At 57.5% G+C, this 15,856-nt stretch carries 6 protein-coding genes; all 6 read right to left on the bottom strand.

Going from position 1 to position 15,856, the window contains the following annotated elements:
- Positions 1-35: 35 nt before the first annotated feature.
- The 6 genes from VGM48_RS08895 to VGM48_RS08870 are packed head-to-tail and all read right to left on the bottom strand — an operon-like array spanning position 36 to position 15,850.
- Positions 36-5,960 carry a polysaccharide lyase family 8 super-sandwich domain-containing protein gene (locus VGM48_RS08895; RefSeq protein ID WP_331578162.1) on the bottom strand — a complete coding sequence of 1,975 codons (5,925 nt, stop codon included), beginning with the start codon at positions 5,958-5,960 and terminating at the stop codon, positions 36-38.
- A 5-nt stretch (positions 5,961-5,965) separates the two neighbouring features.
- Entirely contained in the window at positions 5,966-9,328 is a 3,363-nt protein-coding gene (locus VGM48_RS08890) for a DUF5107 domain-containing protein (RefSeq protein WP_331578160.1), read from the bottom strand.
- Between the two features lie 35 nt (positions 9,329-9,363).
- Positions 9,364-10,707: a sugar porter family MFS transporter gene (locus VGM48_RS08885; RefSeq protein WP_331578158.1), complete on the bottom strand. Its 1,344-nt coding sequence runs from the start codon at positions 10,705-10,707 to the stop codon at positions 9,364-9,366.
- A 12-nt stretch (positions 10,708-10,719) separates the two neighbouring features.
- Positions 10,720-11,421: an SGNH/GDSL hydrolase family protein gene (locus tag VGM48_RS08880; protein ID WP_331578156.1), complete on the bottom strand. Its 702-nt coding sequence runs from the start codon at positions 11,419-11,421 to the stop codon at positions 10,720-10,722.
- Positions 11,418-14,210 carry a sugar-binding domain-containing protein gene (locus VGM48_RS08875; protein WP_331578154.1) on the bottom strand — a complete coding sequence of 931 codons (2,793 nt, stop codon included), beginning with the start codon at positions 14,208-14,210 and terminating at the stop codon, positions 11,418-11,420. The genes VGM48_RS08880 and VGM48_RS08875 overlap by 4 nt, the downstream gene beginning before the upstream one ends.
- Positions 14,207-15,850 (bottom strand): glycoside hydrolase, encoded by a 1,644-nt coding sequence (locus VGM48_RS08870; RefSeq protein WP_331578152.1) that lies wholly within the window; start codon positions 15,848-15,850, stop codon positions 14,207-14,209. The genes VGM48_RS08875 and VGM48_RS08870 overlap by 4 nt, the downstream gene beginning before the upstream one ends.
- Positions 15,851-15,856 lie beyond the last annotated feature (6 nt).

Here is a 15,856-nt window from a genome sequence, read left to right as displayed (position 1 = left end):
GCTAATAGCTATTGGAGTAACGAGCCGCAAAAAGGTTACAGGAATATTTTTCCCGCGACCTTCACCGACGTCCCGTCGTCCGGCAGGAAGAAAGACTTGCTGGAGTGTCCAATGGTGAGCGTGAGGGTCCCGGCCTTGCGGGATGGGTCGGAGAGATAGGTGCCGTCGGCAGAAGCAAGCAGAAGGCAGGGCTGGTCGACCCCGATGGTTTGGTTGTCGTCCAGGTGCAAGGTGCCCGCGGTATAGAATGCTGCCAGGATCGTTCCATCCCGGAACCGGATGGCCTGGAGTCCCGGGTCGTTGCGGATCACGGTACAGGGAGGCCGGGTGGTGAATGACCGGGTCTGTTCCAAAGTGATGTCGGTGGTGAGCGCGTAAGCGGCGGCGGGATCTGAACCGTGCAACAACAGCGGGGTGAAAGTTTTTTCGGTTACCGGAGCGGCCGATCCGGAGGTATTGATGGATGCCCAGGTTCCGGTGGCTGTGCCGGCATGAATGTCGAGCTGCGCCGGTTTGAAGAAGAGGGTGGTCACCCCGGCGTGGCGGATCCAGTGTACCCCCTTCAATTCGTGATCGCCTTCGTGCAAGGTGGTTTCCGCTGTTCTCTTTACTGTGACCGATCCGGCCCAGCGGCATTGATCGAGTGTCGTGAAAGGCTTTGTTGACAGGGCGCTGTCATGAAGACCGCCGATCAGACAAACTACCCATCCATCATGGCAGGCCCAGAATTTCCGGGTGTCAAGCCGTTGGCCGGTCGTGCCTGTAAGCCCATAGTCCATAACCGTAAGCCCACTCTTGCCATCGCCGACGCTGCCGGTAAAGGAATGGCGGTCGATGTGGGTGGCGCCGTGAAAGGAAGTGACACCCGGCAGTTTCTCCCAGTCCCATACCGGCATCAGATTGAAATACTCGTTACCGGTGCGCAGGACATACCCGTCCCCACTGTTCAGCAGACCTCCTTTCCGGTTCTCGCCGTTGATCGATTCTGTCGGAAGGGTGCGATCGGATATCGTCTTTAGAAACCAGGTGAAATGGGGTTGCTGGTATACGGAGAAATCGGAGCGGGGAAAATATCGAAACCCCACGAGGGCCGGCCCCTGGTCATTCTGCCGGCGGGCGATGGCCTCAAAGGCTTTGGCTTTGGAAGGGCAGAGTGCGCAGAGGTAGGGAATGTAGTCGCGGAGATCGGCGCTGTTCAGGGCGCCGGGCCGGCTCACCGACCGGTCGATCGTACCCGGCACGGTGTGGATACCCCGGGACATCCATTGCCATCCATCGAGTGTGAAGCCGGCCAGAAGAGATATCTTTTCTTCCGGGAGGGCCCAGGAGGTCCCCATCAGTTGCCAGGCCAGGCGGATATTGCCCTGCAGGTAGGCGGCGCCATATTGAAAGACCTGGAGGCGGGCGCCGTGCTGATGAAAGCTGTTGTCGGGTTGCAGTCCGTCGCCGGTGGTGATGTGCACCTCGTCGGCGAGGAGCCGGGCGCATTTCCGGATCAGCTCATCGTTTCCTGTGAGAGCTCCCAGATGCAATCCCAGGTCGGCGCTCCAGACCAGGTTAGCCCCGGCACCGCTTTTCTGCAGCCTGTACTGGCCGAGGACTTCCAATGCCGCTGCGAGCTTCGGTTGGTCCAGCGTATCGCGAAGCAGCACGATGATGTCCCGCATATATTGGGGAACGCCTATCTCGTTATGCCACCAATTGCTGTTGTGGTAACGTTCCCTGAGCCAATGATCGAGAGTGAGGTTGAGCGTTTTCCATAATGCGGGATCATGAAAACGCCGGGATCCCGGGTTCGACCAGGCCAGGGCCAGTGCCCGCACCCGCTGGAGATGTGTCAGCGGCTGCCAGTTGGCCCGTTGGGTATCCCGATAGTCGATATCGGCCCAACGGCCTGCTTTATCGGGTGAGAGGATCAGGGCGTCGCCATCACCGGCAAGCGGGGCTGCCCGGTACAGGAAACGGGTATACCGGTTCAGGATGGTATCCTGTTCCGCCATCCGCTGGTAGCGGAGCAGCGCTTCAACATAGTAGTAGTCGGCGTAGATGAGGGACACGTCCACGTCGGAGTGTTTCGGGAAATTGCCGGTGCCATGGAGGAGGAGAAAGCCACCGTTTGTTCCTTTTGGAGCCAGGTAGGCGGGGGACATGAGGCTGCCCAGCATTTTTCGACCCGCGGCCAGGTATCTCGCTTTCGCTTCCCCCCGCGTATACCCGGACAGTTCGAGCAAGGAGGAGCACATAATGGCTCCGGCTGAAACATCGCGGGGTGTCGACGCTTCGGGACTACCGGTGAGCCGGGGCGCATCAAAATCCCATTCCGGAATGCCGTCGGCGGGCAGGCGGGGCAGGATATAATCCGCGATATGCCGGGCCTGCTCGAGGAATTGCGGGTCCTTGGTTTCGCGATATACCATCGTATATCCATATAGCCCCCATGCCTGGCCTCTGGACCAGGCGGACTCGTCGGCGGCTCCCTGCACCGTCTGTTTCTTTTTTACGGCTCCTGTCACCTGGTCGTAGATGACCAGGTGGTACGAACTATGATCCGGCCGGAAATGGTTCAGCATCGTCGTACGGGCATGTCTGACCGCCATTTTATAGAAGGAGGAGTCGCCGGAGATCTTCGTCGCGGCGAAGAGCAGTTCAAGGTTCATCATATTGTCGATGATGACCATAAACCTCGATGAGTCGGAGTTCCAGGATCGGGTGCATCCCACCTTGTCATTGAACCGGCCGGCGAGGGACCGGGCGCTGTTGAGGATGACCTTCGCATAGTCCTCCCGGTGTTGGAGCCGGAAGGCGTTTCCAAAAGAACAATACATCATGAAGCCCAGATCGTGGGTGTCTTTATTGTATTGTTCCTTTTCCAGCCGCGGCAGTTTCTTCAGCGCCTCCCGTTGGAGGTTATCGTCGCCCGTTGCTTCGGTGAGATAGAGGAGTTCACCGGGATAGAATCCCGACATCCAGGAGGAGGATCGGCCCATGCCCCAGCGGCCGGCCCGGGGATCGAAGGTCTCCGGAAAGCTGTCCGGGGAGGTCTGGCGGATCAGGTACTTTACCTGTGCCGCCGCCTGTTTCAGGCGGTCTTTCGCCCTGAGCAGCAATGTCTCGTTGTCGGGCGCCACCACACGCGCCAGCTGACCGGGGCTGAGGGTCGTGCCGGGAGCAAAGGCCGGGCTTTGCATATACCGTTCGAGGCTGTACCGCAACTGACGGGCCGCCGGGCGCCGGTCGAGATGGTGGGTAAGATCCATCGAGACGAGGATCAGCCTGCCCTTCCCGACTCTGGCCTCGATGATATCGGCCATGCGGCGATTCTTGAAGAAGTTGTCGATCACCCGTACGATCGGCTCCAACCGGGGCAGGGAATCCAGGATCATGGTCTTGGAGGACGTCACCAGGTCCCACCATTGCCAGTCGGACCAGGGTTCCGTGGGGAAGTCCGCGAGGGCGGGGTGGTGGGGGTTGCAGAGGAGGCCCATGGTGCCGGGCTGATCGGGGAAATGAACGGGGCTCCAGAATACCGGGGCGAAGCGGCCGGCGACGCCGTTGATGGAGAGTGTATCGGGATTGAGCAGGACGTTGCGGCCTTCCCGGAGATGCCGGAGGGCATCGTCCAGCGTCGTGTCGAAGATGGGTTTTTGAGATGCGGGCGTTGTCCGCGGATAGACCCAGATGCGCCATTGGTTCTTATAGGGTGTGCCTTTCAGAGCGACCTCGATGATGAGGCAGGCGGCTTTGTGGATATCCTGCAGGGGGAGGGCGAAGCTACCCAGCTGTTGTCCATTACCGATAGCAATGTCCGCCGGTGCCAGGCGGCCGCCGGCGATCCGGTTGCCTGCCGCGTCATTGACGGTCCACTCCCCTTCGGCGGCTTTGAGCAGCCGATCGCTGAAGTTGGCAACTTCCACGTCGGCCCTGAAGGTCTCGTTATTCTCGTAGACGGCTTTTTCATAGCGGATCAGCGGGACGACGGATGAGCAATACATCCGGTGTTGCGCCGGTGTCACCAGGCCCTTGCTGTCCCAGAAAGCGTCGAGGATGCCGACCAGGGCCGTTCCCTGTCCGGGGAAATCGTGCAGGTCCAGCAGGTCGAAGCCGCTGATGCCTTTTGTTTTGAGGGCCCGTTCTATTTCTTCCTTATAGAGATTGGCGGCAAAGCGGCCGCTGGCCATCGTGAAGGCCGGTGAGAGTCCGAGCAGTTGTTTCCGGGTGAGATCCTTCCGTATCGCTTTAAAATTGAGCGGATCCAATACGCCGGTGTATTTGCCGATCTCCGCAAGGCGTGGGTAAACGCTATACTGTCCCATCTCGTGGATGATGATCGGGATGGGAAGGCTGTCGACGGCCTTTGTATAGTCCGTATTGAAAGAAGGAGGATAGGTGTTAAAGATACCCTGGCCCCGGACCCAGCCTTTTTTGGTGTACTGGGTAACGTAAAAGTCATCCCCGGCCTCGGGCCATTTGCCGTGTCCGGGCTGGAAGGTAAACGTGGTGGAGGTATACAGATGGCGGGGATCGGCGTGCCGTAGCTTGGCCACCATTCCGGCGAGCCAGCTGAAATCTCCTTCCAGTTCGTTGCCCATGGACCAGAGACAGAAGGAAGGATGGCTGCCGTATTCCCCGCTGATGCGCCCGGCTTCTTCTTCCAGAAAGGCATTCAGTGCGGCGTCCTTGCCGGCGTTCTTATTCCAGAAAGGAAGTTCTATTTGCAGGTACATGCCCAGGGAGTCGGCGACTTCGAAGGCGGCTTCGGGCGGACACCAGGAATGAAAGCGCAGGTGATTCAGTCCCCATGCTTTTGCCGTGCCAAATACTTTGCGCCAGCCTTTTCGGTCCATCGGAGGATGACCGGTAAGCGGAAAGATATCGCATTCCAGCGTCCCCCGGAGGAAGACACGGCGGCCGTTGATCCATAGCAGGCCATCGCGATTGCTCAACTCGCGCAGTCCCCAGGTGATAGAAGCGGCGTCGAGGAGTTGGGAGGCGGCGGCGGTGTTGGCGGTGTTGGCGGCGGTGGTGACGGTGTTGGCGGGGTTCGCGGTGCTGCCAGTGCCGGTTGCGGCAGTGCTGACGGTGCCGGTTGCGGCAGAGAGTTGTACGCGGACCGAATAGACATGCGGATGGAATTCATCCCATTCCCCGCATCCGGCGACGGGGATGCTGATCTCGCGGCTCGTTTCGCCGGGTTGAAGGCGGATGTCCAACTGTTGCCGGGCGATAGGGCGTTGATGGTCGTCGAACACCTGTGCCGTCAATGTAACGGGAACGGCTGTGGTTTGGTCGTTCTTGAGGATCGTCTTTACCCTAAGGCTTTTGCTTTTTAAAGACGGATAAGCGGCCAGGGAGCCGATGTGCGCCTTATTTCTCGCGATGAGTTGCATCCGGCCGATAATGCCGTTCCAGATGATCTGGGTGCCGTCTGTATAGGCGTGGGCCATGTTCTGGATGGACATATCGTACTGCCGGGTGTTATCGATGCGGATGACGAGCAGGTGGCGGCCGGGTGAGAGGCTTGCGCTTAGGTCCCACCTGTGGGGAGTGGACAGACTTTCCCGGCTACCGGCCTCCTTGCCATCCACCCATAGCTTCGTGGTCCAGAGGACGCGTTCGAGAAACAGTTCTATGTCTTTCCCCGCGAAGCCGCGGGGTATCTCTATTTCCCGGGAATACCAGGCATACCCTATATAGGAATGCTTCCGCGTCAGATGAAGCAGCACCTGCTTGTTCAGCGTATCGGCAGTGAGGGTGGTGGGTTTCCCGATGCCGGCATCGTCGAGGGTTCCGGGAAGATGGATCTTCTGGCCGAGGGAATGTTTGTACCATTGAAGCTGTTCGCCCGTTTTCTGTTCGTCCAGTCTTACGTTCCACTCTCCGGCCAGCGAGATCGTCTCCTGGGAGCGGCCGGCCCGTGCCAGTCCGCACAAGCAGATCAGTAATATCATTATCCGATTCATCGTCATCATCGATTTTGGGTCATCAATAGGTTTTCCTTTTCTTCCCCCTGCGCCAGGAGGGCAAGATGGGTCTTTGCACCGGAGTGCATGCGATCCATTTCCAGCACTTTTTGCAGCGATGCAGCGGCCTCTTCCTTTCTGCCTAAGCCCAGACATCCCAGCCCCTTCATATAATGGCAGTGGATATTATTGCGGCGGTCGAGATCATCTTCAAATATAAGGAGGTCGGGGAGGGAGACGGCGAAATAGTCGATCTGCACTTTGTCATCCAGGTGAGCGTCGCCATATTCCAGCAGTGCGGAAAAGATCTGTCCCGCCTTGCGGCTGTCGCCCAGCTTTTGCCAGGCCAGTCCCTGGTAGAAGATCTTGTCGGGTTGCGTGTCATTGTAAAAGATGGCTGCTGCCGGTGTCGGATCGCCTTCCGTGGCCCGGAGGAAACATGCTTTTGCCGCTGCCGGCTGAGCCATGCGTTCGTATGCGATACCCAGCCAATAGAAGATATCATTCTCCCCGGCGCCCGGCAGTTTGCCCTCGCCCAGGTTGTGGGGATACTCCTGTGCTTGCTCCAGGAGACCTATGGCGACGTCATAACGGCCATCGAGGATGTGGCGCTTTGCGCGTTCGGTCAGGCAGTATACATATTGCGCAGACACCTTTCCTTCGCCGCCTTCCCAGGGATGGAACCGGCGAGCCATGATGTGCCGGAAAGCGGTGTCGTACTCCCCCGTGAAGTTGTAGAGGGCGATTCGTTCCAGGGTCAGGTCATCCCGTTGTTCCACCTGGGGCAGGTGCTGCCCGAGGAAAGCAAGCCGTTCGTCCGGGCGCCTGTTCAACCGCCGGTACAACTGGTCGAGTTCCATCAGCACGCGCGCGTCCGAAGGATCGAGGGCAAAGGCCCGCTCGTAATTCTGCAACGCCTTCTCTGCTGAATTCCGTTTGTTGAACCAGGCGATACCGAGGTTGCGGAATACGGTTGGGAAGGAAGGGTCCCTATTCGCCGATAGCGTCCAGCATTCTATGGCGTTATCATATTGGCGTTTGTCGTACCACAGGTTGCCCAGATAGTAAGGTGCTTTGGCGTCGGATCCGTTCATCGCCATGGCGAACTGCAGGACGGCAATATCCTCCACACGGTTGGGAAAGCAACCGGAAGCATCGGCGTCAGCCGCTTTGAACAGGCATTCTTTTGCTTCCCGATCCTGTTCCAGGCGATGGCGCCACCATCCCAGGTAGTACCAGGCCATGGGATAGGAGCGATGGGCGGATGCCGCATCTGCGATGCCGGTCTCCAGTAATCCGATGGCTTCCGTGTACAGGCCGGCGGCGGCGTAGTCGAGCGCATATTCGATATAGCTTTGTATATCGCCCCTCGCCAGCGTTTTCAGCTGTCGCAGGGAAGCGCCGGAATTACCCTGAACGTCACCGTTATTGTATTGCTCGAAATAGAGGGCCAGGTTGAATGAGTCGCCGGCCAATCCTTCGCGGCAAACCTGCTGCGCTGCTTTTTGTTGTCCCGCGTGTCTCAGGACGGCCGCCCGCAGGGCGAGAGCTTTGGCGTTGCGGGTATTCCTTTCCAGCGAAAGCCGGGTGTGGTCCAACGCCCTGTCCCATCTGCCTTTTGCCGTATCGATCTGCGCCAGCGCGAAATATCCTTTATCCTGCCAGGGGTTGCTCCAGCAGGCCTTGTGGTAACTGTCATAAGCCTCGTCGAGCCGGCCCTGCCATTGCAGGCAAAGCCCAAGATTGTAGAAGGCTTCACCGTCATATGGGTTGGGGTTGCGTTGCGTCAGGGTGACAAGGGCTTTTCGAAAATAGCGTTCGCTTTTGAGGATCTGGCCTCTGCGCAGGTGCCAGAGCCCGAGGGCATTGTTATTCCGGATATCGCCGGGATCGCGGCGCAGGGCTTCTTCGTAATAGGCGATGGGACTATAAGTCGCATGGCGGTATTGTTCGAGGTGGAGGCCGGTGAGATACAACTGCTCGTTGCTGACTATGTCGCGGGGCGCTAATGGCGCCTTTGCCGGATCGGGGATCTCATTCTTTTTGTTTGCGCCCGGCTCATATCGCAGGACCTCGACGCCGGCGGCATTGAGAACCTGTACGAGGAGGGTTTCGTCGTCGCTATCGGGCCGGACCGGACAGGTGCATTGATAGACTTCTTCCGGCGAGGCGTCGAAGTTTTCCTGCATGCATTCGCCTGCCTGCCAGACCCGCAGGGTGTTGCCTTTCTGCAGGGAGGTGGCGAATATTCTCAGCACCCAATTTCCCGTCTCCTTTTCGATGTTCAGCAGCAGGTCTTTGGTGGCGTTCTTGACGACACCGAGTTCCCGGTACGGCAGGAAGTATTGGACGAAGGACTTCTCTTCGTAGGGCATCAGCCATGCGAAGTCGGGTTGATTGTCCGTAAAAACACCCGCCATGAGTTCGATGTACGGTCCGTCCTCATCGGTGAGGTTCCTGTCCCATGACCTGCCGAAATCGCCATGACCCCAGGTCCATTGCTTCTTGCCGGGAGAGACATGGTGATCGGCCACGTGCAACACTCCCGCATTGCTGTCGTGTTCATAGCCGCCGACGAAATCATAGTCGGAATGGATGGCCATATAGGACGTCGGCACGGGGATATTCCGGTAACGGGAGATATCCGTGCCCGGAGAATAGTCGACCTTGTAATAGGTGCCGGTCGCGATGGGGAAGGCGGAGACGTCCCGTTTGCCGTGATCGAAGACGGCATTCACGTCGGGCGGGAACACCGATTGGTAGTCGTCGTTGACCTTTACAGCAGGGTTGGCCCACCAGAGGAAGGTCTGTGGCAGGGCGGTCCGGTTGAAAAGCTTTACGCGGATCTCCAGGTACGCCTTTCCCGGATAGAGGGTAAGACCGGCCATCCCCTTGGTGCGCGACATCCGTTCGATCTCGCTGACCCAGACGGTCTTGCTGCCATCCGCATTCTCTTCGACGGAAAAATCCACCGGTGAAAAGGTACTGGGGCGATGGTGTTGGGGCCAGTTGAACTCGATGCCCCCGGATATCCAGGGACCGCAAAGTCCCACCAACGCGGGCTTGATGACCTGGTTGTAGTAGATGAAATGGCGATTGGCGATCTTATCGTATGCCATCTGCACCCTACCTCCGAGTTCGGGCAGGATCAGGACCTTCAGGTAAGCATTTTCCAGAAAGAGGCCGGTGTATCGCTCTTCTGTTCTTTCGTCATGGATCTTTTCGATCACGGGGTAAGGATAGACCACTCCGCTGCTGCCCTGATAGATTCTCTTTTCGAAGAACATGGGGTTCTTGTCGGGTTCTCCGGCCCGATAGGTAGGGATCATGATCTGTTCCTGCCAAACTTTTACCGATGGATCGCTCATGTAATCGTTCTTTTTATTTTTGTGGTTTTGTTTTGTCAATGGTGCATCAGCGATGTTTCTATTTCTTCGAGGGTTTTGCCTTTTGTCTCTTTTACGCGGCTGCGGATAAAAAGAAAGCCCAGTCCGCAGATGCCGGCATACAGATAGAAGGGGCCGAAGGCCCCCAGATGGGAAGCCAGCACGGGAAAGGTGAAAGCGAGTATGAAATAGGCCCCCCACAGCGAGACGACGGCTACGGAAGTGGCTTTCCCGCGAATGCCTGTGGGAAAGATCTCCGAGATCAGCACCCAGGTCACCGGCGCCAGAGAAGTGGCATACAAAGCGATGGCGGCCAAAACGCAGATGGAGACAATGCCCGCGCCGGCATTGCCCTGCAGGGCGAGGGCCAACGCGATATAGACGATGGCGAGGCCCGCCGATCCCAGCAGCATCAGCGGCTTACGACCCAGCCTGTCGACCTGCCACATCGCGACGAGGGTGAAGATAAAGTTGACGATGCCGATGGAGATGGTCTCCAGCAACTGATGATCCAGGGACGCGCCGATGGACCGAAAGATGGTCGAGGTGTAATTGAATACCACGTTGATGCCGCAAAATTGCTGGAATACCGCCAGCGTGATGCCGACGATCACGGCGGGACGGGCGGCGCCGGATAGGATCTCCCTAAGTTTTACGGTTGGGGACTCTTTCAGGGAAGCGCTGATGTCTTCCGATGTGCGGCTGACAAAGTTGGCATCGCCAATTTTCCCCAGTACTTTCAGGGCTTCGGCCTTTCGACCCACCTTCATCAGCCATCTCGGGCTTTCGGGCAGCCACCATACACCCAGCAGAAAGAGAGAGGAGGGAACGGTACCCAGCCCAAACATCCACCGCCAGACTTCGGGCCCCTTGGCGGCCAGAAGATAATTGACCAGGTTGGTGATCAGGATGCCGAGGACGATCGTCAGCTGGTTGATAGCGACATTCCGGCCTCTGACCGCCGCGGGAGAGACCTCCGCGATATAGAGCGGGCTCAGCATGGACGCCATGCCGACTCCGATGCCGGCAGCGGCGCGGGTGGCGATGAATGCCGGGAGGCTCTGAGAAAAGGCCATCCCGAGGGATGAGCAGGCGAACAGGAGTGCTGCGATCATCAACCCGGCTCTCCGGCCATATTTATCCGCCAAACCGCCGGCGAGGACACAGCCGGCCATACAACCCAGGGCAAGCGATCCGGTGAGGAAGCCTTCCCACCAGTCGGTGAGGTGGAATACGGTGCGCAGAAAAGGCAGGGCTCCCGAGATGACGGCGAAGTCAAACCCAAATAGATAACCGCCCAGCGCCGATATAAATGAAATGCCGAGGATATAGCCGTTGTGGAAAGTTGGTCGTTGCTGCATAGAGGGTATCTTTTACCGGAAATACTTCATTATCTCTTCCGCGATCAGTGCGTGTCCCTTTCGGTTAGGATGATTGGACTGGGCCATGTATTCGTGGATATTCCCGTTGCGTTCTTCTATTTGTTTGAATCTTGTGTAGCTGTCCGCCAGACCGGTGCCATATTGTTGCGCCAGTTGGCGGATCTGCGTGGCGAATCCTTCGAGTTCATTGCCGGGTTGCAGCAGGTTGACCTGCTCGTCGGCGGATGGGGTCAGCAGAATGACTTTTATATGCCGCCTCAGGGCGGCCCGGATCATCTTCTCCATATTGCTTTTAGATCGCCGGAGTCCTATTTTCCGATCGTTCAGCGCATAGTCGATGAACAACACATCGGGTTTATGGATCAGTACGTCCTTTTTGAATCGTTTGGCGCCCTGCTCCGAGTTCTCACCTCCTATGGCGGTGACGATGATGTTGATGACGGCATAGGGATATTGCTTCTTCAGTTCCTGGCCCACGAGATAGGGATAGGCGTCGAAGGTATGTACTTCCGGCGTCCGGCCGTATCCGGCCGGTACCGAGTGCCCATGAAAGACGAGGTTGATGGTCCGGTTGGCCGGCCATTTCTTTTGCAGCTGGAGCTTGATATCCCGGAGATAGGAACTGTCCTGCGCGGTTGTCTTTTTCGAAAGGCAGGTGAGAAGCGTCAATGCAATGAGGATATACTTTTTCATGGGCGATCTCCTTTTTTGAACAGGGTGTCGATTTGGGACTCGACGAGGATGCCGGCCGGCTGGAAAGCATCGCTTGTCATATATTTCTCCAGGCTATACAGCAATTGCGCTGCCACCGGCCGGGTTTCGAGGTTGGCCCGGAGGTCGATGGAGGAGACCAGCAGGCGTCCCTTGCCCACCCGCGCTTCAAAAAGCAGTCCCAACTTCTTATTACTGTTCCAGTCGGGGATCATCTGCACCAATGGCCGGAATTCCATGGGTGTCCCATCCAATTCCATCGGCTTTGAATGACGGACGATGTCCCACCATTGCCAACTGGTATGGAAAGAGGTCGGGAAAGAAGCAAGGGCGGGGTGTGCGGGATCGCAGAGGATACCCAGCAGATCGGGGGGCATTCCGGACCAGACCGTGTTCCAGGAAATGCCGGAAAAGACTCCTACGGCGCCGGATCGTATTTGGGTGGTGTCGGCGAGCAGTAATACCTTGGCGCCGTGACGCAGGGATGCTTTCACTGCCTCGGTCCATTCGTGGGCGATCGTCAGACCTGTGGTATCGACCGGCGGAAGCGATTTGGGATACACCCAGAGCTCCCATTGATTATGGCACACGGTGCCGGGCAGCCGCAGATGGAATACCAGGGAGCCCGCTTTTTTGATGTTTTTTAGGGTTGCCCGGATATGTCCCAGGTGGATGGGGCTACCGAGGGGGATGGTGGTTTTTGGCATTTGTCCTTTTGCGTAGACGGACCCATCGGGATATTGCAAGTCCCATTCGATGACGGCGTCTTTCACGGGTCCACTGCCGAAATTGGCGAAATCGATATCGCCCGTAAACTCCTGGTCATTCGTCCAGGTGAAGGAGCCGGTGCGTAGCAGCGGTACCTGGGCCGATTGGAATTGCCGGAACTCCTCGCCGCTGGAATAGAATTTCGGTCTCCAGAAATCGTCTACGACCCCGACGGGTGCGGTGCCCTGTCCCGGGAAATCATTCAATTGCAAAAGATGGTATCCGCCCATGCCGGGTGTCCGGAGATAGGATTCGATCTCTTCTTTTTTTTGCAGGACCTGCCATCGCCCGGAGGCCAGCGTGAAGCGCTTTGCGAGATCGGCCATGCCGTGTTGCCGGAGGGATTCGCGAAACAATTCATAGTTATAGGGCTTCAATACGCCTATATAGTCGGGGATCTGGTCAAAGTCAGGATAGACGCACCATTGACCGATCTCATGGGTGATCATTGGGATGGTGAAGCGGCGTACATATCCGGAGTAGTCATACCGGGTATCGAGGGGTTGCGCGTTGAAGCGGCCATTCAGGCCTTCCTTCCAATGCTGGGGCCTGGCGCCGTAAAAGTCATTGTACTGATTACCTGCGACGACGGGATAACCGGAGCTTCCCGTATACAGATGGCGGTTATCTTTTTTCCAGGTGGCGAGGAGGCCGATGAGGAAGTCGTTTACAGAGGGCCCCACCAGTTCATTGCCTTCGCAAAACATCGTAAAGGAAGGATGATTGCCGTAGGTGGTTAGTATTCTGGCCGCCTCTTCCTGCAGGTAGCGGTTGACGGCGGTATCTTTTCCGACGGTGAAGCGCCAGTCGGTGTTCTCCACCTGCAGATAGATACCGGTCTGGTCGGCTGCGGCAAATGCCGCTTCCGGCGGGCACCAGGAATGAAAGCGCATGGTATTGAGCCCATAATCCTTACAGACCGAAAAGATATGTCGCCAGGCCGTTTCATCCATGTCGGGATAGCCTGTGAGGGGAAATTCGGCGGAATTGACGGTGCCCCGGATAAAAGTCGGCCGGCCATTGATGGTAAAACGGGTGCCGTCGGCTGAGAACTCGCGCATGCCGAATTGTGTTTGTGCGGAGTCGGTATAGACGGCCTTGTTTTCGGAGGTGGAGGTGAGTACGGCCGTTAGCCGGTACAGGAAGGGATGGAACTCATCCCAGGTGGATAGTTTGTCGCCGAGCGACAGGAAGCCGGAAAGCTCGATGAGCGAATCATTGCCCGAGAAGGGTAGGAAGGGGACCGGCGGTTGTCCATCGACGGACAGCCGGAGTTGCCCTTTTATGTTTTTTTTCGATCCGTTGACGATCGGGATGCGATAAGCTACGCCCTTGCGGGTGAGGTCGGGAACTACCTGCACGTCACCGATATGGACCTTATCGAAGGACTGCAACTCTATCCTGCCGATGATGCCATTCCAGTCGGTTTGGGTCTCGGCGCTGGCGGCATGGCTATATTCGATGTTATAGATCATGTTGTTGTCAACCCGGATGCGGATGATATTCTTTTGGCCCGGCACAATCCATGGGGTGAGATCATAGATATGGGGTACGGAAAGACTTTGTCTTTTGCCTATGGGGTGGTCGTTGATCCATATGGCTGTTTCCCAATGGGCCCTTTCGAGAAAAAGCCGGATCGTTTTTCCCTGCCAGCTATCCGGGACCCGGATCTCCTTTTCGTACCAGGCTGCACCTTTGTATTCGAACAGGCGGGTCAGGCGGAGAGAGCTCATACTCTGCGACCGATATCCTTTTGCGGCCTGGTCCGTCGACCCCGGGAGCGTGATCTCTTCTGCCATGCGGGGCAGAAATTGTACGCCATTGCTGCTGATCCCTGTCTGGAAAGGGTCCAACTGAAATTTCCAGATCCCGGCGAGGGATAAAGTGTTTGACGGCCGGTCGGGCGGCTGCGAGGGCTGCGCGGCTGACGGCGACTGTGCCCATGCCCGTGGGGTGATGCCCGCGAGGACCCAAACGATGCTGAGTGTGACCAGAGGTTTCACTGATAGGTACCGGTTAAAGTTACGATCGACCGGGGGCCGATGACGATATTGCCGGTTGTCGTTGCGGACCGTTTCAGGCTGTTCCGGCTATCGGTCGTATAGACGTCGAGGATCGTCGTAGCGGAGGTGTTCACACCCGTCAGCCTGAGGATATCCTGTGCGGTGGAATAGTTGACGATCACGATGACCAGCGTTTTGTGGGTCTCGTCCTTGTAGGCGGATACCATCAGGGACTGTGCAGCCGTGGCAGGGTCTTCCATTCCCTGTATGGATGCAGATACTCTTTTCATTCCCGGCCGGATGAAGCGGGAATAGTTTCCCAGCGACCAAAGTTGTTTCGAGTCGAGTACGATGCCGTCCTGTTTGCAGTTGTCCACGTTGATCTGGCCCGACGGGTCGTTTATATAGACCAGGCCGTCGCTGTAGTTATAAGGACTTACGGCCAGCCACCATTGCCAGGTGGTGGTGTTGGCGATGGTCAGGTCATGGTGGATCGTTTTGGCGACATACAGGCCGTAGTCGATGTTGGTCGTTCTGGGCGATCCGTTCAGTACATTGCAGATATTTCCGAGGATGCCGAATTCCGTTTGCCAGGTCTCCAGCGTGGGGTCCACCTGTTTTACCCTGGCGGCCACCTGCTGACGGATACTGATCTGGGTGTTGTCCGGGCAGGTGGTGTAGTAGCTATGAGCGGAGATCGCGTGTTGAACGTTGGGGAGGTTACCCAAATAATTCGGTGAGGATGCGGACCAGAACTGGTTCACCTGGTCGCCTCTGCCGTCCGTGTTCCGGCCGTCAAGAAAGTCCCATTGTCCGGCCTCCCCGATGACGGTCTTTGCTGAGACACCGTGGGCTGTCAACTTGCCGGAGAGGGCCCGCACGAGGTCGGCGATCTCGGAATTCTGGGCCTGGCTGCCTTCCTGACCGGCGGTGACGCCTGCTGTTCCCCAGGTCCATTGCGGTTCGTTTACCGGGCTGACATAGTCGAGTTGCAGGTGCTGTGCCGTCTGCGCCAGGAAATCGGCGAAATCGGACAGCCGGCCATCGGCGATATTGAGGCTGGTGGTGCCACTGGTATTATAGGCCCTGCCGTTCTTCGTCATCGATACGGGCGGGGAAAGGGCGAAGCCCAGGCTGTATTTTACACCGCGCCGGCGGGCCGCGTTGAGGAACCATTGTTGTCCGGCCTGCTTGCTCCAGTTATACGTTCCATCGGCGTTCAGGAAGCACTCTTCTCTTCGCCAGTCGGTGGCAATGCCGCTGGTATCCCCCTGTTCATAACTGCCCGCACCGATATTGAAGCGCCATAGGGAAAGACCGATGCCTTTCGGGGTCCCGTCGGCCAGCGTGTCCATGCTGAACAGCAGATCGGCGATGTGATCCTTTTTTGTCTCGTCGGCCCATTTTCCGATGAACTTGCAGGTCCAGCCATCGGAGGCGCCGAAACTATGGATTGTCTGCTGCACGCTATTCAGGTCGACGGTCAGGCTTAGCGGGGGTGTTGCCTTGTTGCAGGTATCTACACCGTTGAACACGCAACTGTTGCCCCCGCCTGCCGGAGCGGGCTGTGCGGACTTCTTACATTCACCCGACAGGAGTATCGCCGGGAGAGCCAGCAGGGATATGAGTATGGATCGCATGGTTCT

The sequence above is a fragment of the Puia sp. genome (assembly GCF_036500295.1).
Taxonomy (GTDB): Bacteria; Bacteroidota; Bacteroidia; order Chitinophagales; family Chitinophagaceae; genus Puia.
The sequence above is the reverse complement of the archived record's forward strand: the minus strand, read 5'-3'. Positions and strand labels throughout refer to the sequence as shown.